This is a genomic window from Mesorhizobium sp. C277A (assembly GCF_040324395.1).
Taxonomy (GTDB): Bacteria; Pseudomonadota; Alphaproteobacteria; order Rhizobiales; family Rhizobiaceae; genus Mesorhizobium.
Genome location: NZ_JAMYVW010000004.1, coordinates 429,150 through 448,358 on the forward strand (window position 1 = coordinate 429,150; position 19,209 = coordinate 448,358).

Consider the following 19,209-nt stretch of genomic DNA (forward strand, 5'->3'; position numbering starts at 1 on the left):
GGCTGGCTCACATGAGCGCTCGCCGTCGAGTGATTGTCTCAGTCCACATTAGCTCTGGGTCCCGAAAGCGCGTACAGGCCTGAGACGCAGCAAATCCTTTTATTTATCGCCGTTCGGTGTAGCTCCCGTTCAGAAATGCATGATAGGCACTCTCGATGCCTTCCATGAGAGCGATCTTTGCTGCCCATCCCAAAGTGCGCAGCTTGTCGACGCTCATCAGCTTTCGCGGTGTACCGTCAGGTCTAGAGTGATCATGCGCAATCTCCCCAGTAAATCCGACTACACGGCAGATCATTCTTGTCAGCTCTAGGATCGTGATGTCCTGTCCGCAGCCGAGATTGACGTGATCATGGTCAGAGTAGTTCTTCAGAAGGAAGACTAATGCGTCGGCGCAGTCGTCGACGTGCATGAATTCCCGACGTGGTGTGCCCGTGCCCCAGATGGTGATTTGCTTATCACTTATGAGCTTAGCTTCATGCGCTTTCCGGATCAGCGCTGGGACGACGTGGCCTGACTGCAAGTCATAATTGTCGCCTGGCCCGTAGAGATTCGTCGGCATAGCGGAGATGTAATCGCGGCCATATTGCTCGCGATAGGCTTGAGCCATTTTGATGCCGGTGATCTTGGCGACGGCGTAGCATTCGTTGGTGCGCTCTAGTGGGCCGGTCAAAAGCGCGCTTTCAGGAATGGGCTGTGGTGCCATCTTCGGATAGATGCAAGACGAGCCGAGGAAGAGGACGCGGTCGACATTGTTTTCGTGGGCTGCCGCGAAGATATTGGCCTCGATCATCAGATTGTCGTAAAGAAAGTCGACCGGATAGGTGGCGTTCGCGAGAATGCCGCCTACCTTTGCCGCCGCCATAACGATAGCGTCCGGTTTCATCACTGCCACGAAGTTTTCAACTTCGGTCTGTCGCTTGAGATCTAGCTCTCCCCGAGGGGCGGCCACAACTTTGCAGTCTTCGGACGCGAGGCGGCGTACAACAGCGCTGCCCACCATACCTTTATGGCCAGCGACCCACACGGTTTTTCCGTTCAGATCATACATTACGCTTCCTTCATGACTACAGATGTCTGCATGACCTTCAGGTCTTCGCGGACCATTTCCGCAGCAAGGTCGCGCACGGATATCTCATGCACCCAGCCGAGCTTCTCCTTCGCCTTGGTAGCGTCACCCAGGAGAAGATCGACTTCCGTGGGGCGGAAGTAGCGTGGGTCCACTTGGACTAGGCATCTGCCGCTCGCTAGATCATAGCCCTTTTCGTCGACACCCTTGCCACGCCATTCGATCTCGACGCCGACATCTTCGAAAGCCCACTCGACGAATTGGCGGACAGGAGTCGTTTTGCCCGTAGCCAGCACGTAATCATCCGGTTGATCCTGCTGCATCATCATCCACATACCTCGCACGTACTCACGCGCATGGCCCCAATCGCGTTGAGAATCGAGATTGCCGAGATAAAGCTTGTCCTGCTTGCCCAGGTAAATAGCAGCGGCAGCGCGGGTGATCTTGCGCGTCACAAAAGTTTCGCCACGAAGGGGGCTTTCGTGATTAAAAAGAATGCCGTTGGAAGCGTGCATACCATAGCCCTCGCGATAATTGACGACCATCCAGTAGGCGTAGAGCTTGGCGGCGGCGTAAGGGCTGCGCGGATAAAAGGGCGTCGTTTCGTTCTGCGGTACGGACTGCACGAGGCCGTATAGCTCTGACGTCGAGGCTTGATAGAAGCGGGTCTTGTCCGTCAGACCGAGGAGGCGAATCGCCTCAAGAAGTCGCAATGTACCGATACCGTCCGCGTTTGCTGTGTACTCAGGTGTTTCGAACGACACCTGGACATGGCTCTGAGCAGCCAAGTTGTAAATTTCGTCTGGCTGAGATTCCTGAACCACGCGGATGAGGTTAGTCGAATCAGTGAGATCACCGTAATGCAAGATTAAGCGCGGATCGGATTCGTGCGGGTCTTGGTAGAGGTCTTCGATACGACCGGTGTTGAAGGAAGAGGAACGTCGCTTAATCCCATGAACGATGTAGCCTTTTTTGAGAAGAAGACGGGCAAGATAGGCACCATCCTGTCCAGTTATGCCCGTAATAAGAGCAACTTTCCTGCTATCACCCATTCTATTCCTGCTCTATTAAAGTTTAAAGTTTCGGCTCCGGCTCGCCACGCCGACACAATGTGCGGCCCGCCCGGTGCCCTATGGAGCACTTCGACAGGTGCGGCGCGAAGATCGTCATTGACGGTCCGCCAGCCGAGCACACCTGCTCTGCTTAGAGTCACGAGCAAAAATAGAGTCGCCCCGCTAACCTGTCGGACTCGTACATGCGGTCTGAGTGCCGCTCAGCTCACGCCCTGAGCGACATGTACTCCCAGCACCTTGCAGCTGATTTGCTCTTCTATCAGCGAGTGAGGACGCCTTTCTTTCTTGCTTCAGCGTCTTCTAATGGGGATTGTTTGGATCCGTGAAATCGATTGTTTGGATAAAGTGCATCCACAGAATGGATTGTCTGAGCGAGCAGCGGGGGCGCATCGCCGGCCCGGAGTCGTAGCGCGAGCTTCCGTTCGGGGCGAGGACAAAGTTCGTGGCCGCGAGCCGCACCACAGCATCCGGCACAGGTCGTGCAGAACTTTGGGAGCCGACTGCGGATTCTGTCGATCAGCTGGTTCCAGGCGCGTCGAGCCGTCGACCTCATCTCGCCCGGTACCGGTTGCTGTATGCAGCCTTGCACCCTTGGCGTACGGCGTCGACGGAATGATTTGCTTCGGCAGGCAGTGTCTTAGCGTTTCCGGCTGTTTCGGCTCTATTGACCGGGCCCGCGTCAGCCGAGCCCCTTCATCATGGCATCCAACACATGGATGGCCGGCATCCACTCAATAGATTTTACATATGCGGCGGAGGCCCAGTAGAGAAGGCTGAACCGGAAGCGAGGGCAACCCCAAGCGAGGGCATCGGCTTCAAGCTTTGCGAGCGTCACGGGATTAGTGGGCAGTGCTGAGTGAGCTCTTCTGCCCTATGGCCCGGCCTCTGCCAAGGGCCCGGCGTCAGGGTCTACTAGTGTCGACTAAGGATTCCAAACCGGATGCAACCTCCTCTCCGAAACGAGATTTCCGAAAATGTATGTTAGTGGAGTGGAAAAGCGCCGGTTCGTCGTCTCTCGGAGGCGTACGGGGTTCGGTGATTGTCTGTGGTCGTTGGCGGCCGCTTGGCGCTACGCGCAGCGGTCGGGACGAACTCTAGTCATCGACTGGCGGGGGGCCTGCTACCTCGACCAACCCTTCACAAATGCGTTTCCGGTGTTCTTCCAGCCGATCAATGACATCGCTGGCGTGCCGGCTATTTCCGACGACCGGATCAACGACGTTTCCTTCCCCGGTCCATTCTTCCCGGAGTGGTGGAACAGGCCGGCGATCGAGTGCCTTTACCGGCCAGATGAGCAGATTTTCCAAGAGCGCGATGAGTTGGGCGAGCTCTTTCAGGCCGAACACGATGTCGAAGCGAACACAGTAGTGTGTGACGCTTGTCTGATGTGGCGGTGCGATGAGGATGCAGAGCGGCAGGTGTTCCAGAGTGTCCAGCCTCGGCCAGAAATTCAAGCCCGCATAGATGCCATTTATCAGGAATGTTTTGAGGGGCACAGCATCATCGGGATTCATGTTCGGCACGGTAACGGTGAAGACATCATGGAGCATGCGCCCTACTGGGCCGATCCGGAGCTCGCCGTTCGGCAAGTGTGCGCTGCAATTGACAAGGCTAAGGCGTTACCGCACCCCAGGCCTGTGCGGCTGTTCTTATGCACGGACAGCGCGCGGATACTGGATCTTCTGGCGGCCAGGTTTCCCGATCTGCTCACTGTCCCGAAGCACTTCGGATCCAATCAAGGTGGCCCCTTACACACTGCAGCACTCGGGATTGACGGCGGAATTTCCGCCCTCGTTGAGATGTATCTTCTCGGGCGCTGCGATACCGTAATTCGGTTTCCCCCGACGAGCGCCTTTACACGATATGCACGTCTATTCGCACCACGGGTACTTGAATTCGATCTGAAGGAGCCAAGTCGTTTGACTTTGATAGAAGACAGCCAAGTCTCTGATCTCAGTTAAGACCCGCCACCTGCGCAATTCGGCAGAGGCAACCAACAGGCATCAGTGGAGGCGTCGTACATTACCGATAGCGTCGTCATCTGACGCCGCCTGCAACGCACCAGAACTTCGCTGTTACGCGCGGCCGCAGACAAGCCAGAGCGACGGCGATCGTGACGCTGACGCTCGAAACAACGCGGGCGATCACTCCAGAGACGAGATTGAGGTTGGTTATGAAAGTCATTCCCGTGATCATCAGCGGCGGAGCCGGATCGCGGCTATGGCCCGCCTCAAGGCAATCGCACCCCAAACCTTTCCTCAAAGTAGCGGATGGATATTCTCTCATTCAGCACACTGTGCTGCGCGTCGCTTCGATAGAAGGTGTCGTGGAACTCGTCGCTGTGACATCCGGGGAACACCTCTTCCTGACCAAGGACGAATTTGACGAACTGGATTCCGTGGTCCTGCCACGCACCTTTCTGCTCGAGCCCGAACCTCGGGATACGGCCGCCGCCGTGGCTGCAGCCGCGATCCATGCGAGGGCAACGCAAGGCCCTGACGCGATCCTGTGCGTCTTCCCGGCCGATCACCTGATTGGCAACCTGCCTGCGTTTCTAGACGTCATGGGCCTGGCCATGGAACATGCGAAGCTCGGGCGGATCGCCACATTGGGCATCACCCCAACCAGACCGGACACAGCATTCGGCTACATCGAAGCAGATGGTGAGAACGTCGTCCGTTTCGTTGAAAAACCGGATCTGGATACAGCCAAGGCCTATGTCGCGTCTCAACGCTTCTTCTGGAACGCCGGCATCTTCTGCTTCAGTGCGCAAACCATGCTCGACGAGATGGCTTTGCATTGTCCCGAGGTGCTCCAGGCCGTCGCCGACAGCTACGAGAACGGCCGCGCCAGTCAATGCCAAGGCTTTGCCAAAATCGAACTCGCGCCTGAGCATTTCGGTTCCGCGCCGCGAATCTCGCTCGACCACGCTGTCATGGAGAAGACTAACAGACTTGCCGTGATTCCCTGCGACATGGATTGGAACGACATCGGATCTTGGAACGCAATGGCCGATTTGATCGCCCCCGACGAAAGCGGGAACAGGATACGCGGCGATGTGCACATGGTCGACACGACCGGCACCTATGTGAGCTCCGACAAGCGCGTCATCGGCACGGTGGGCGTAAGCGATCTGGTGATCGTGGATTCCCCGGACGCTTTGCTTGTCACATCCCGCGACCGCGTTCAGGACGTTAAGAAGCTCTTCGAGGGCCTCAAGGCTTCGGGACATGAAGCTCATCTGGTCCATAGCACGGTACACCGGCCCTGGGGTACCTATACGGTTCTGGAGGAAGGCGAGCGCTTCAAGATCAAACGCATCGAGGTGAAGCCCGGTCGCCAGTTGAGCCTGCAGATGCACTATCATCGTTCGGAGCACTGGGTCGTGGTCAGCGGCTCCGCCAAAATCGTCAATGGCGAGCAGGAGTTGTTCCTGGGGACAAACGAATCTACTTACATCCCCTGCGGCCATAAGCATCGGCTCGAAAACCCAGGCAGAATTGACCTGGTTATCATTGAAGTGCAGAGCGGCGATTATCTCGCCGAGGATGATATCGTTCGCTTCGACGACGAATATGGTCGAACGTAGATAACAGTACAAAAAACGTTAACGGCGAGCCGTCGCTCAAGGATCTCTGTCGTGGGTGCTGGGCCTGACATTGGCAAGCAGCGGGCCGAGCGTGTCATAGTATCCGCCCCGCACTGTCATCAGGCACTCGATCGTGGTCGAAACATCGGTGAGCGCTTGACAGCGCGCCGTCCGCGGTAACGAAAACTTCAGATCTTTCTTAGGCGGACCCATTGCTCAGCTGTTCAACGGCACAGCCGTATTTCAGCCTGTAGGCGGCAACGAAATCCTCATCGCTGCAGATGCAGCGGCCGCTGGAATCTTTGGCTTTCGGATCATGGAGGTAAGAACCAAAGGGGCGCGGTAGATTCACGCGAGTGCTGGTCGTCGGACTCATCGGAAAACCCGCACTATGCTTGACCAGGTCTGCGGCAAGCATGATCCCGGCAATCGCTGATTGAAAGGCCATCGGCACGGTTCGAAGGAGACGACTTCCATCGCCAAGCTGGGAGTCGGCCAGTTCCTCGAGTGGTGCCAGGCGCAGGGCGTGCGCGACATTCCTGACGGACCGCAAAGCGCCCACTTTCGATCGTTCAGGTCGGCGCAACCAACTCCCGAAAGCTGCCAGTCACGATGGCCGCACGTCAAAAATCCCAGGGACTCTCATCGAAATCGGAGGGAACTTGGAGCTCTGGTCAACACCATAGTGCCTGGGTGCGTGCTTTCAGCCTTGCGCCCCAAAGCGGCCCTTTGTTTTGCGATCCGCGCTGCGGCAGCGGCTGAGTTCAACGAGATCATAATCAGAAAGTTCGGCGTACGCGGGAAGTCACATCATCGGTCGAAAGTTCGTAGTCATGTGCATATGGGCGCGCCTCGACAAAGCCATCCGCATTTTCACCCTCTGCGATCTCATATCCAGATGGATCAAGCCAAACCATCCGTCCATCCCTCAGAATTGGGAGAACAGCGTATGTGCCTCGATTGCCCGTCGTTCCCGTCAGATTGACATCGACCCTACGCACTGGAAGGTTGGGGCCCGCAGCGGGACGACGGCTACGCGCCCATTCCAGATAATGATTTGGATCGATGAGATCGTCGCCACCAGCTTCCTCAAGTCCGGGCTGCTGATTCAACCAATCGACAAAAGCGGGTCGCAGTTGCTCGGCCTCAGCGCGTGATCTTGCCATTCCCTGTGAGAGGATAAACGCGACGAGGGGCTCGAGTGTACCCCAGCGTAGCAGTTCCTTAGCCCAGAACGCGAACCATGGGAGCTCTGTTACATCCTTCCAGTTTGCGAGACTCGGAACTTCAAACGGATCTGCAGACCGCTCCGTCCAGCGTCGCGCAACAACAGCACCGACAGCCACACCGAGACGAAACTCAAAATTGTCAGCTACGAAAATCTGCCAGTCGCGGAGATTGTCCGGCTGTGGGCCGGCCGCCCCAGCTGCCTTCATCCACCAACCAAGCACTCCCCGCCAGTTATTGAAGAGATTCTGTGATGTGATGCTATCGCGCACCAGATATCCGTAACCTTGATCGGTTGCGACTTCTCTGCCAAGGCCATTGAAGATTGCAAGCCGTTCATTGTCAGGGAGGTCGCCATACGCATCGGCATCTTCGAGTAGCTCAAGCAGCGTGTCGGCGACGATATCAAAACGTCGGCCCACCTGTGGCGTGAACCCATAACTATAAAGCTTTTTCCGTTCTGCTGCATCCGGGTAGACAGTTTCAACGACGCCGCGCCCGCGTTTGACGAATGCCCGCTCCATCCAATCTTCCAGACCGCTTGATACAAGTGCAAATGTGCGCTGCCAGATACTGGCAAGAATGCCCTCTGCCTGATCGCCGCTAAATTCTGCGCCATCTATTGCGCGAATTTCCTCGATCGCCGACAGGATTAAGCCATCGAGCTCATCTAGGGTGTCGGCCAGCTGCGCATGTCCAGACTCCTGAGCCGTTCCAGCATCTGGAGAAACATCAAGTGGAGCTGTCTCTTCCAGCCACGTGAGAAAATCGTCGTCGCTGTCGATACCTTCCAAGCGCGAAGCTTCGTCGTGTAACGTCTGGAGCAGTAGTGCCAGCGGGCTGTTGTGCTCGCCTCCGCCTGCGGCGTCTGCGGTGAGGCGACGGAGCAGTGCATCGTATTCCCGTTGACAGGCATTCATCTGATTGATCTGTGTCTGCCTCGGCCCAGCAGCTGTCGTAGATATGCCCACGGGTATGGCGACAAGGATCATACCCTCCATGCCGTTTGCCGCTCCCGGTCGCCCGGCCCGGCCGGCGAGGTTCCTGAACTCGAACGTGGACAGCGGGATCTCTTCCTGCCTCGGACGGGGCCGGCCGATGAACCGTGTCCGTTTGAGCGTGGGGAGGAAAATGATATCGAACGGCAGATTAACGCCCTCGGTCAGAGTGGCCGTTGCGACCGTAATGCGGCAGATGGACCGTTCGATGAGAGCAACCATCATGCGGCGCAGGCGCTGTGGCATTTGGCCATGGTTCGTCGCGATACCGTGGTCGAGTAATTTGACTTCGTGAGAGTCTTCCCCGCAGTAGTCTATGCATACGACGCGTGCCTCAGCGAAGAGCGCGGCGTCGTCGCCATCCTGCGGCGGAGTAAAGCGCGGTGCATCCGCCCAGTCGTCGAGGGAAAGGGCCTCCGCGAACCATCGCATGGTATCTTCGGGGCTCTGCGGAATGGATATGAGAATGCGTCGGTCCGTGAGATGCAGCGCGTACCATAGAAGGGCATTCTGGGTGTTGTGGTTGAGACTGTTGCGTATACGCGGTGGGGCCTGCGGCATGGGTGGTATGCGAAGCGAGATGTACAGGCCTTCCTCTCGCCCGCGCACTGCGAGCAGCCTGTCATTCAGCATGTCGAGAGTGAGACGCGGGGTCCTGTTATTATTGCGCACTTCAAAGATGCCAACCGCCTGGCGGGTGCTGCGATAGTAACTTCCAACTGCTTCCGCCTCGGCATCAGATTGTATCCAACGTGCCACGGGGTCCGCAGCTCCGCCTGCAACAGCCGTCAGTGCGATCCGCACGATATCCGGCTTACGCGCGATGATTTTCGAAACCAAATTTTCGAGGCGCAAAGCACGGCTACTGTGGTTAGCCAGATTTTCCTGGTCACGCACACTGCCCTCGACCACGACCTGGTGTGCTTCATCCACAATAAGCAGACGGAGCCTCGCGAGAAGCATGGGGCCAACATAGCGAAGAAGCGCATCGGCCTTTTCAACCGTCGCAATCAGGACGGTAGGCAAGTTTGTTATGAGCCATGCATCGGTGATGCCCCAGTCGGCGCCGCCGTATAGCCCGGTGACCAGAAACTCACGTCCCAGTTCTGACGTGAGCTTGGCCTCGACCTCACCTGCAAGCGCACGGGACGGCACAAGATACAGCGCAAGAGGGGCTATTCCATCGTTCGGCGCCATGAGCAGAAGTTCTTTGACGATTGCCATGTTGGCGATCATCGTTTTGCCTGATCCGGTAGGCGTGCATAAGGCAAAAGACGACTCATTGAGAAGCCGTTCAATGCCCTGCTGCTGTGATGACCAGAGGAGTCCGCGACCGCGTTCATACTGCACGCGCGCGAAGCGCTCGAGATAATTACTGTTTACCGGTCTGAGTGCACCCAGGGCTCGCATGGACCCATAGATCGTGGATTTTCCATAGCGCTCACACGCTGATCGCAGGAAGAACGCGAGGACCGCCACGTCATCGGGCGCTGCCCGTACGAGGAATTTTTCAATGCGCCGAAGGTGGCTCAGGGCCGCGTCGAAGCGAGCGTCATCTCCTCTCCGGAGGGAATGAGAAGCAAGACCAAGGCAGCGCACGAGTTCGACGGTTGCCAGCCATGACATGTCTTCGGCGCTGGCATCTGCGAAGTAGGTAGCTCCGGCTTCGCGTGTTGTCAGCTGCGGATGGGCGTCCCAGAAAGCTGCGCACTTTTCGACAACGACATTGAAATTAGCGCTTAGGAAGGTCGCAAAGAGTTGAAGTCCGATGTCGGTATAATCCGTCTGACGAAGTAGGCCGGTGGCCATCGCAGGAAGACCGCCCAGCTGATATGCGCCGGCCCCAAAGAGCGCGAGCGGGATCGTATTGCGGAGTTCGTCGTCTGATCGTGCCAGCCACTCGAACAGTTCGCCAGCACGTCTGTAGGCGAGCTTTGCCTCAGAGTCGCTGCCTCCTTCAAGTGTGCCCAGAATCTGAGCGGCGTGTATTAGGCGCATTGCCTGGGACAGGGTTTCCGCAGAGTCCGCCGCGGGCCACTCGAGAGTATCCACCCGCCAGCTGGTCTGTATTGAGCGCACAAACGAACGCGCCTGCAGCGGTGTCAGAACCTGGTCTTCTGCAAGGGCCGCACGGACGTTCTCGGCAATTTCGACACGGGCAGCGTCAGTCATCGTCATCATCATCGGCCCAGAGGCCATCATAAATGGCATCGATCAGCGCATCACCGTCCTTCAGAAGCAGCTCTACAACCTGAAGATCGCGGCCAGCGGTATATTCAGTCGGCATTTCCTCCCAGTCTATCAGTGGGGAACCTTTGGCACGCGCGGGCCCGGTTCCGCCAGCCAGGAGGATCAGGTCGGTTCGCTCTGATGGATCGGGATCAGTCGGGAGCAGGATGCGGTCGAGTGACTCGATCACGGTCTCAAACTCAGCCTTGGCGCACTCTTCAAGGATCATCTGGAGTTGCTTCACACCAGTAGGCACCTTGATGGCACGATTGATTTCAAACCAGACACCTCGACCATCCCGAATGACCTTGCCGTCGTCGTCGCGTTGCGCTTTCTTTGTATCCGGGTCCTTCACGGTATCGCCCAGCATAACCTTGTCGAGTTCGGAGTTATTCCACGTCGCACGCCACTTCGCTTCCCCCGCGATAAACCTTGTGACTTTTCCATCTTCATCAACGCAGATGGCAATAAAGTCATCGCCCTTGCGACCCTGTACTTGGCGTTGGCGGGCGGGGTCACGCACAAGCTGGAACAGATATTGCCGTGCGTCCTCGTGATTGCGGAAGAGGAAGACTGGCAGGAGCCATTCATGCTCCCCGACAAAACTGTAGGCCTGTGTTACCAAGCCAGAAATAACTTCGCCAAAAAGTCCACGCCTCGAAATTGGAGGAAGTGCGTTGGGGTACTGTGCGTTACAGCCGGACTCGCCATCGTCGGGGTGAAGGCTGATGCTGGCGAATTCGTGGAAGCACGTTCGTGCATCCAGATGGGCAGATTCAAAATACGGTGTGAGCCCCGCACGAACATGGTCGTCTGAAGGGATCAGCTGTTCGAGAAGGGTGTGGCCGTACTGCCCTTCAACAGACGGGAAGGGTTCCAGCCACTCATCGAGTAGCTCCTGAGGAGGTTTGACAGTATGCATATTTAATATTCTCGTCAGTATTCACCTCAGTCGTACTTACATAAAGGGCAGAAAGATTGCCATACTTGATGCGAAATTGACTGCGCCGATTGAGTGCGCGCGACGAGCCCACGGGTTTGTTCAACCTGCACCACTCTACCAGAAGGGCGGCTCGGCATCATCCGTTTCCGGGTTGAACAGTGGCGGCTCCCATGGCCGCACCTCTTCCTCGATGTGACGCTTAAGTTACTCTAACGGCGTGCGTGCCTTGTCGTAAAAAACGAATTATATCGGTACGCTGGCGCATTCAATAGTCGAGATTCATCTATGCCGCCCCAAAAGCATGTCCATCGACGACTGTTGCCATGCCGACTGAGGGCATAGATCAGGGAAACAAATCGCGCACTCGGACGAAAGGCTTACGCTCTTCGATCGAAATGCGCAGCTTGGCGGCGATGATCTCGTCCAAGGACAGCCGCCGGCTTAGCGCATCCACAATGTCCATGCCGTCAATCAGAAGTATCCGCTTCGCGGTGAAGTCACGGAGGCTGGGCGGTGTGAAGCCCGCATAGGACACATAGAGACCGCGGGCACCCTCCAACCGCTCACCGACCTTGCCTTGAAATGCATGCAATGCGCCGGCGTCCGTCGCGGCGTTCTTCCATTTCGCTTCTATGAGGAAGACCGAATTCCGGTGGACGAACGATCCATCGATCTGCTCGCCATGGCCGATCTTAAAGGATTTGCGCGCTTGCAAGCCCCAGGCGTCGAACCAACTTTTGAGGAAGCCTTCGAAGGCATAACCTCTGGAATGTGGCGCGTCGTTGATCGCGTGCAACATGTTGAAGCCTGCTTCCAGCGCGGCCTGGACACTCTCCCCTGGGGCATTCGACTTGGGTGGCGGCGCATGTGTCGACGTGGTGTCAACAGCTCCCGGGATGGGCTTGCCGCCGAACCTGACAACTAAGGCGTTCAGCCGCTGGCGACCTTGCGGCACTGGATCGTCGTGCCCGGCCATGTAGGCGACGAGATACTCCCACAGACCATGGAGCGCTTTGACGATGGCCCCTTTCTGCGCCTTCTGCATGAACGCACGCAGACGCTTCCCCTTCGAGTTGCCGTCGTTAATCAAGTAGGCGTCGTTGTAGATGTCGACACCAACTTCATCTCGGAAGAACTCCTGGTAGGTCCGGTTGGTGAAGTCCATCACGTAGCCGTCGCCGAACAGATCGCCTACCAACTTCAAATCTACCGCTTTGATATCCTCTACCACCGACTCGTCCTACCTATCCTCGCCCCTCTTTGATTTTGGACTGGCGGACGTCGGCCGCGCAATTCGGATACGCGAGTCTCCAGGGTCACTTACACGCGACGCACTGACCACTGATCGGCTATTCTGCTTTCGGGATACAGCGAGATCAGCTTGGACGGCGGAAAGGGGTCGGATGCAGAACGGCAACTTTCCTCTGTGCAAAACCCGAAACCCGACAGTCCGCTTCCGGCCTAAAAGCTCCCGCATCGGCGAGGTAAAAGCAAGCAGATCGCTCAGCCTCGAAGTGGCCGACCAAAGCGCCGTCCCGCCGTTAGGACTTTCCCGTTGTCAGCGCCACGAGATTGTCTTTGAGAATTCCAGCGGCTTCCGCTTCGGGGATTTGCCAGATGTCGGATAGCATCTTCAATGCTTGCCAGGAATCCCTTGGCTGAAGTGGCCGGCTGCCTTCTAGAGCGAATGGACCGTCGGTCTCCGTGAGAACGCGGTTGCGCGGCAAGGCTCTTGCAATCGCCTTCCCATTTTCTGACTTCAACATGGAAGGGCCGCAGCTGAACCAGCACCCTTGGTCGACCGCCCGCCTAAGCTGTCGTTGAGATCCGCTGAACCAATGCAAGATGGGAATGCCGGCCGCGGCCTGTTTGGATAGACAATCCAGAACCTCGTCAGCGGCTCGGCGGCTGTGAATAGACAGGATCTTGCCGCCGAGGTCAGCTGCGATGGCCAAGATAGCGGAGAAAACGCGCTCTTGAGCCGCCTTCGAGGTTCGCAGGTGCTCGGAGCCATCGAGGCCGACTTCGCCAAAGTACCTTGTCTCGGATGCAAAATGCCTGAACAGGGGCAATTCCCCCTCGCGCTCAAGGGCGAGCTCGGGGTGCAGTCCCAAGGCTGTGCGGATTCGTGCCCGGTTCGCGCACAATGCTGACGTTGACTTCCACGCCTTTGGCGTCGTGGTCACGCAGAGGACATAGGCCCCTGATTTGTCCGCATCTTCGACCGCAAGCTCGGGATACCGATAGAGATCGAGATGGCAATGAAAATCGATCACATCTTGAAGCCACTGTCCGTGAGGTATCTGCCGACCTCCATTAGACCGCGTCGATGGACATCGACAAGGGCCGATCGGCGATCGATATCGGCAGGCAGAGGCCCTGACTGGGCGACCCAGGCGTCAAGATTCGCACCGTCGAGGCGTTTGACGGCAGTAAGCATGGCGACCAGGTCGTCACGAGTATCCTCGACGGTCATCACGTCGAGAAGGCTGGCAGATTGGTAGAGTGTCCTGTCATCCACGTCGCCTTCGTAGAGAGACGCGCGCCTGATGAGACAGGGAACGCAGCGGCCGCATTGTTGGCCCTCCCGCTTCCATTTCCCGCACGAGACCGTTTCCGAGGCAATGGCTTGGAAAAGCTGTACGCCATTCACCGATCGCACCATCTGGCCTTTTGTCCAGGTCGCATATGGATTGTCGATCGTAGCCGGAATGCCGACCACCCCAAAAATAGCCTGGACGCCGTCTAAGAAAAAAGGATGCGTCGTCCGCGTGCTGTGCGACCCGATCCGTCTCGGCGTTAGTGGTGCGTTCAGTGCAATCAGACCGTTTTCCGGGACTTGCAGCGGGATCGGCCGGCCGCCAACCAGCCTTGATTTCACGTCACAAACCAATGCAGCAATAGCTATGAAGAGAAAGCTTCGGGAGCGCATCGATATCTCCGACGTGCGCTCCGAGTTTGGCCAGGCATTGACCGATACGTGTTGAAGGGTCTGCGGCAAGCGTCCAACGATGCCGTTTTGGACCGATTTGTCGCCGGTGTAGGCATGAGATACCAGGATCGGGCGGGCGCTGTCCTCGACGAGGCGGAACGTAGCAATGGTGCTGTCCAGACCGCCTGAGAACAGAGAAACGAGATCACCGGCAACAAGGTTTATCCGACTTTGATGCTGCCGGATGACTGAGGGAACGGGAGGAGCCTCTCCGCCGCCTTCAAAGTGAAAACGCCACTGATCGCCGCTCAGAAAACTGAGCAGACGCTGGAGCCGGGGTTTTACCGCATTCCACGGTCCTGGAGTTCTCAGCGGCAGGCAGATTTCGATATCCCTGCTCCAGCTGTCCGCGGCGTCCTCTCTCAGCACGAATGTGTCGGCCGCAGTGACGGCAAGCGCGATAGATACAAAATCCACCGCCGTCGCAGACGGCTGCACTCCGAAACGTAAAAAGAGGTCTTTGACCTGGTTTCCGATGGCGACGGCGCCTGCAATTGGGGCTGAACCGCCATAAAGGAGAACGTGCAATTCATTGGGCGGGCAGTCGGCGGGAAAAGTCTTCTTGTCCAAAAAAAAGCGGCACAGCGTCACTCATTGCCCTCCCATTCGGCCCAGATGGCGTCCATGGCTAGCCGCTCTTTCGCCTCAACTTGTGCCCGCGTCATGTTCTGTATCCCGTTGGCCAAAGCAGGCGACAAGTGCCGGTCGACCGCGGCATGGACAATGTCGAAGAGTTCGTTCTCCGCCTCTATCGTGCGATCCTGGTCGGGAGCCTTGTTCCAGGCGTCGCCCGCGTCGTTGACAATGTCCTGAAAGATGATCCTCGTGAAAAACTCGATTAGGACGGCGATCAACGCATCGTCGTCAAGGTCGGCAGGTTCGAACGACGCGGTCTCGGGCAACACTTCGGCCAAGGCCTCTTGTACCGCTATCCGGATGAGGTCAGCGTCTGCATTCTCCGGGGCGAGTGCCTGCGCAATGGCCTGAATCGCCTCGGCCAAGGGACGGCCATTGAGCGATGATAGGTCTATTCCCGCAAACTCAGCGCCAGTCCCGCCTTGCTGAAGATCGTTGAGCACCCCGACGAGCGCGCCGCCGGCCGTGTATGCAGTACCAAACCGCCTCGGCCCGACTGCGACACCTCCTGTTGCGTTTCGCGCATATTTGCCCAGCGCGGCTGAAAGCGAACCGCCACCGGCGCCGGCCAAAGCCCGGCCGAACTCTGTACGAAAGCCCCGGAACCGCTGTCCCTCTGGCGCAGGCACTGGTTGGCCTGGATTGGCGTCGGCGTGCGGCGGGACCATTGGGCTGGTGCTCTTGCGCCCCTTAGCTGATGAAGATGTCCCCATGCCCTTTTTTCACTCCTCCCACCACGCCTTGTCCTTGAGCATCGTTGAGACCCATCCCGGGGTCTTTGGAAGCTGCAATGATCTGAAAAAGCGGTTGAGCAATTCGGCCGAGGCTGCAGATCTGTCGGCAACCAATGTCGCTCCCCGAAAATCCATTCGTGCCCGCGACCAATCAGAGTCTTTTCTCATCACCTCGATGACCGCTTCCATCACCAGGATCATGTCCCCTGGCTGCAGGCTGTCCAACGCCGCCTTCGCAGCGGGCGAAGACACTGACCGGATCTGAAGGAGCGTTTCGACGGCTTTTGCAGCGCCGCCGGCGAGAGAACCGGATCGCATGCGAAGCGGAACAGTCTCACGGGCGAGGTAGACTGCAGGCCGCAGATCAACACCAGCCAGGCCAGGAGCCAGCTTCGCCCATTCCATCAGAAATGGCGCATGTTTCGTCCATTTCTCGGGCAAGTCAGCGATCGTTTCGCCTGGCTTGGCTTGTTCAAGGCTGGCCAGGACAGCGGGCTTTCCGCGGGGGCTGGCGTTGATCAGATTATGGAGCTCTTCCGTCGCATCGATGTCGGTGCAACGCTCGAACAACGCCAGTTTGGTGATCATCGCCTCATCGATAGGCATCGCGCGGCGACGAGCAACGTTGGCCCGCATCCTCACCACGTTGAGCATGCGCTTCACGGTGCGGGGGTTGCCTAAGACGCCGGGCGACAGAGCCAGGATCGGCGCCATTCTGTCGGCCATGTCCCACGCAGCCGCCAGCTCCTTCGACGCCTGCACGCCTGACTGAGTCAGCATCTCCTCGATTGTGAAGTCGCCATCATCCTTCCACGAGGTCCGGAGCCGGTCGATGAGGTATTGCCGTAGTTTCTCGACTGCCGCGTCGTCCAGATCGGACCGGCTCGCAAGCAGCAAAATAAGGTATGCCCGGACCTCCTGAATGCCCGCCCTTGGCACCCTGACCGGAACCTGGATCAGCTTATCCAGATAGTCGGTGATGTGGCGCTGCGAGGGACTGTTGAAATGTTGACTGACGGCGTGTCGGATCATGTCCTCGTCAGCGGCCACAACGAATGCGCTGTTGGGCATGAACAGGAAAAGCCGCACAGCCTCCATGGTCTCGATGGCGTTTCGGGGCAAACAGCGGTCGAGGTTGTCGATGAAGACGACCATCGTTTTCCCGAGGTCCTGGAGAATACCTTTGAATTCTGCGCGAAATGCGTCGATCTCGTCGGGCGGGCCCCTCTCTTCCGGCTCGCGCAACAGCGACGCGCCCCGTGACTCTACGTCTGAGGCGGCTTCCTTGACGGCTTCGAGATTTTTGTCGTCTTCCGACCCCGAAAAAAGCGCGCCCGCGGCTGTCACACCTTTGGAGATCGCTCCGAAGGTGGGCACACCCATAGCCCAGGCGCCGGCCTCAAGCGCCACGCCCAAGAACCGCAGTTTGTTCACGCGCCCGATCAACGACTTCGCTCGGTCTTTCAGGGCAGGGGGGGCAGCCTTTACGAGCGCCCCGGAGATCACGCACATCAGCGCGGCGCGCGCGTCGTCGAAGTCCTGATACATCCAAGCATCGAACTTGATGACGAGATAGCGATCCGGAGCCTTGTCCAATTCGCGCTCGACAAGGCGAAGTGTAGTTGACTTTCCGATTCCCCAACCGCCGAACACGCCGACAGAAAGTGGCAACAATTTCAGGTCAGAGAGAAGGTCTACGACCATCTCCGCAACTTCCGAATAGTTCAAAAAATCGACGTCGGTATCCGAATCGGACCACATAAGAAGTTTCCAAGCCCAAGCGGCGGTTGTGCTGCTTGTCCGGCCATGTGTCAATTGGCAGCCCGGCTTTTGAATATTAGCATTTATGGCCGCTGCTGTAGGGGATTGGGGTATTGGAGCTTGCTCAACATGCGACCGAGCGAGTACTGATCGAGCATTGAGCAGCTTGAGGGTGAAGAATGGCTAGAATCTACGGCAATCGGTGGGAGGGGATAGACGGGAACCTTGGCGAAGGAGGACAAGGTCACGTCATAAAGGTCATCGATCGGCAAAACCCGGGCGATGGCCCTTTCGCCCTCAAGCGCATTCTAAACCCAAAGCGGGCCGACCGCTTCCGCAATGAGGTGGACGCGATCAAGCGGCTGAAGCATCCGAATGTGATCGAGCTGCTGGATCACTCTGCTCTCGACGCACAGCCGCAGGACGGGACGAAGCAGTATATCGTCATGCCGGTTGCAGAAGGGGGCGACCTCGGCAAATCGGCGGCCCAGTTCGTCGGCGATCTTGGGCGCACTCTCGGCGTTGCGAAGCAGGTAGCGGCGGGCCTCAAGGCTGCGCACGACGCCTCGATCATTCACAGAGATATCAAGCCAGCCAACATCCTACTAACCGGCAATGGCGATGAAGTCTGGATATCTGACTTCGGCATTTGCCTGATCGAGGACGGTAGACAACGCAATACCCCGTCGGGCGAAGTTGTCGGGCCGGCGCTGTTCATGGCGCCGGAGCTCGAGCACGGCGGGCAGCTCGATGTGACGGCTGCCGCCGATGTCTATTCGCTTGGCAAGGTCATCTTGTTTCTTTTCACAGGCGTTCGGCTGCCTCGAGAGAGCCTAAGCGATCCGAAATATGCCCCGACGCTCGCCGCACCTGGCTTGGAAGGCCTTCGCCTGCTGCTTACGCAAATGATCTGCCCGCTTCCGCGGATATCGACCATGGACACTATCATTATGCGCCTCGACCAGCTCCAGAGCATCCGAAATGGTGGAGGATCGGGGCTTTCAAAGCGGGGTCTAACCGCGCTGGAAGACTTCAAGCAGACAGCGGCAACAGAAGCGCAGCGAAAGCTCGAGGAGAGCGCCGAGCGCACAAGATCCGAAGACCTGATCAATGCGGTCGCCGCGGCGATTTTGGCGGCGCTGACGCGACAATTCCAGGCGGGAGCCGCTGCAATCCACACGGACGGTGCCATCAACTCCATCGTTCAAGAGGTGAGGATTGGATCCCAAATCAAGATTGGTCGCTATCTGTTCATGCCAATAAGTGGCATCGAAATTACATTTCAGAACGCAGTTGGGAAATATGCAAGGATTTGGGCCCTACAGATGTTTGTCTGCCGAAAGATAGGCTTCCATGGCGGCGGCTTGTTCGTTCTGCCATACCTCGAATTGAGAGAATCTGACGGACGGCCCGTGAAGGGTTGCTCGGCCTTTCTTCGCAAAACAGGTTCCAAATCGGATCCGAGTTTCGAAGTCACCGATTCACCAACCGTGTTGGAAATAGACCCTAAAGGGTGGGATGGCGACGACCAGGTCATTCGCGATTTCGCCGAGGAGGCGACATCAGCACTTCCGGACCTCGTGAAAGGAGATTGGAACCAATTTCATCAAATGCCTAAGCCCGATGGGCCAAGAGAGCGTCGGTAAGGCTCTAAGAGGCTGGTCGTATCGTTGCAACTCTCAGAGGCCTTGAGCGAAAGTCGCGTAAACGAATCGATCGCGGTGATCGGGCTTCGACCTCAGAAATAGGGCACGCAGTCCAACAAGGCGGCCGGAAACCTGCGAGCCATCCAGATCCTGCTTTGAGATCGGATCAGAAACGGCGCCACTTCCAGAGTGGAGCCGTGAATGCACTTGATCTCGGACGCTGAGTTCAGCTGCGTCATTCCCGGAAGGAGACGGGGGCTTGGGCAAACCCAATCATAGCATTGAACAGCAAATCAAATTTGTATGATGTAGACC

Annotated in this window: 13 protein-coding genes; 3 read left to right on the top strand and 10 right to left on the bottom strand. The window is 57.6% G+C overall.

Annotated elements, in window-relative coordinates:
• Positions 1-103: 103 nt before the first annotated feature.
• Both fcl and gmd read right to left on the bottom strand, forming a co-directional pair.
• Positions 104-1,048: a GDP-L-fucose synthase gene (gene fcl / locus NKK52_RS31600; protein WP_023685518.1), complete on the bottom strand. Its 945-nt coding sequence runs from the start codon at positions 1,046-1,048 to the stop codon at positions 104-106.
• Positions 1,048-2,118, bottom strand: a complete 1,071-nt coding sequence (gene gmd, locus NKK52_RS31605) for a GDP-mannose 4,6-dehydratase (RefSeq protein ID WP_023685517.1) — start codon at positions 2,116-2,118, stop codon at positions 1,048-1,050. The genes fcl and gmd overlap by 1 nt, the downstream gene beginning before the upstream one ends.
• A gap of 995 nt (positions 2,119-3,113) precedes the next feature.
• Between gmd and NKK52_RS31610 the strand changes: the two genes are divergently transcribed.
• A complete protein-coding gene (locus tag NKK52_RS31610) occupies positions 3,114-4,100 on the top strand; it encodes a nodulation protein NodZ (RefSeq protein WP_023685515.1) in 987 nt (328 codons plus the stop codon).
• A 212-nt stretch (positions 4,101-4,312) separates the two neighbouring features.
• On the top strand, positions 4,313-5,728 hold the full coding sequence (locus NKK52_RS31615) for a mannose-1-phosphate guanylyltransferase/mannose-6-phosphate isomerase (protein WP_023753786.1): 1,416 nt from the start codon (positions 4,313-4,315) through the stop codon (positions 5,726-5,728).
• 199 nt (positions 5,729-5,927) lie between these two features.
• On the opposite strand, the gene NKK52_RS31620 is transcribed toward NKK52_RS31615, so the two are convergent.
• The 8 genes from NKK52_RS31620 to NKK52_RS31655 form a co-directional block, all read right to left on the bottom strand.
• Positions 5,928-6,176, bottom strand: a complete 249-nt coding sequence (locus NKK52_RS31620; protein ID WP_023685513.1) for a hypothetical protein — start codon at positions 6,174-6,176, stop codon at positions 5,928-5,930.
• Positions 6,177-6,507: 331 nt separating this feature from the next.
• Positions 6,508-10,125: a DEAD/DEAH box helicase gene (locus NKK52_RS31625; RefSeq protein WP_156939305.1), complete on the bottom strand. Its 3,618-nt coding sequence runs from the start codon at positions 10,123-10,125 to the stop codon at positions 6,508-6,510.
• Positions 10,118-11,104: a hypothetical protein gene (locus tag NKK52_RS31630; RefSeq protein WP_023796275.1), complete on the bottom strand. Its 987-nt coding sequence runs from the start codon at positions 11,102-11,104 to the stop codon at positions 10,118-10,120. The genes NKK52_RS31625 and NKK52_RS31630 overlap by 8 nt, the downstream gene beginning before the upstream one ends.
• Positions 11,105-11,468: 364 nt before the next feature.
• On the bottom strand, positions 11,469-12,356 hold the full coding sequence (locus NKK52_RS31635) for a restriction endonuclease (protein ID WP_245263155.1): 888 nt from the start codon (positions 12,354-12,356) through the stop codon (positions 11,469-11,471).
• Between the two features lie 310 nt (positions 12,357-12,666).
• Positions 12,667-13,401 carry a Qat anti-phage system TatD family nuclease QatD gene (gene qatD / locus NKK52_RS31640; RefSeq protein WP_023753792.1) on the bottom strand — a complete coding sequence of 245 codons (735 nt, stop codon included), beginning with the start codon at positions 13,399-13,401 and terminating at the stop codon, positions 12,667-12,669.
• Positions 13,398-14,708: a Qat anti-phage system QueC-like protein QatC gene (qatC, locus tag NKK52_RS31645; RefSeq protein WP_023685508.1), complete on the bottom strand. Its 1,311-nt coding sequence runs from the start codon at positions 14,706-14,708 to the stop codon at positions 13,398-13,400. Before qatC ends, qatD begins: the two co-directional genes overlap by 4 nt.
• Positions 14,705-15,421: a Qat anti-phage system associated protein QatB gene (locus tag NKK52_RS31650; protein ID WP_031204379.1), complete on the bottom strand. Its 717-nt coding sequence runs from the start codon at positions 15,419-15,421 to the stop codon at positions 14,705-14,707. Before NKK52_RS31650 ends, qatC begins: the two co-directional genes overlap by 4 nt.
• A gap of 54 nt (positions 15,422-15,475) precedes the next feature.
• Positions 15,476-17,248: a KAP family P-loop NTPase fold protein gene (locus tag NKK52_RS31655; RefSeq protein ID WP_023685506.1), complete on the bottom strand. Its 1,773-nt coding sequence runs from the start codon at positions 17,246-17,248 to the stop codon at positions 15,476-15,478.
• Positions 17,249-17,427: 179 nt separating this feature from the next.
• On the opposite strand from NKK52_RS31655, the gene NKK52_RS31660 reads away from it, so the two are divergent.
• Complete coding sequence (locus NKK52_RS31660) at positions 17,428-18,894, top strand: serine/threonine-protein kinase (RefSeq protein ID WP_023685505.1); 1,467 nt, start codon at positions 17,428-17,430, stop codon at positions 18,892-18,894.
• The last annotated feature ends 315 nt before the right edge of the window (positions 18,895-19,209 follow it).

Bases quoted from the DNA above. Each gene is read 5' to 3' on its own strand.
- fcl (WP_023685518.1), bottom strand. From the start codon at position 1,048: ATGTATGATCTGAACGGAAAAACCGTGTGGGTCGCTGGCCATAAAGGT.
- gmd (WP_023685517.1), bottom strand. From the start codon at position 2,118: ATGGGTGATAGCAGGAAAGTTGCTCTTATTACGGGCATAACTGGACAG.
- NKK52_RS31610 (WP_023685515.1), top strand. From the start codon at position 3,114: ATGTATGTTAGTGGAGTGGAAAAGCGCCGGTTCGTCGTCTCTCGGAGG.
- NKK52_RS31615 (WP_023753786.1), top strand. From the start codon at position 4,313: ATGAAAGTCATTCCCGTGATCATCAGCGGCGGAGCCGGATCGCGGCTA.
- NKK52_RS31620 (WP_023685513.1), bottom strand. From the start codon at position 6,176: ATGGCCTTTCAATCAGCGATTGCCGGGATCATGCTTGCCGCAGACCTG.
- NKK52_RS31625 (WP_156939305.1), bottom strand. From the start codon at position 10,125: ATGACTGACGCTGCCCGTGTCGAAATTGCCGAGAACGTCCGTGCGGCC.
- NKK52_RS31630 (WP_023796275.1), bottom strand. From the start codon at position 11,104: ATGCATACTGTCAAACCTCCTCAGGAGCTACTCGATGAGTGGCTGGAA.
- NKK52_RS31650 (WP_031204379.1), bottom strand. From the start codon at position 15,421: ATGGTCCCGCCGCACGCCGACGCCAATCCAGGCCAACCAGTGCCTGCG.
- NKK52_RS31655 (WP_023685506.1), bottom strand. From the start codon at position 17,248: ATGTGGTCCGATTCGGATACCGACGTCGATTTTTTGAACTATTCGGAA.
- NKK52_RS31660 (WP_023685505.1), top strand. From the start codon at position 17,428: ATGGCTAGAATCTACGGCAATCGGTGGGAGGGGATAGACGGGAACCTT.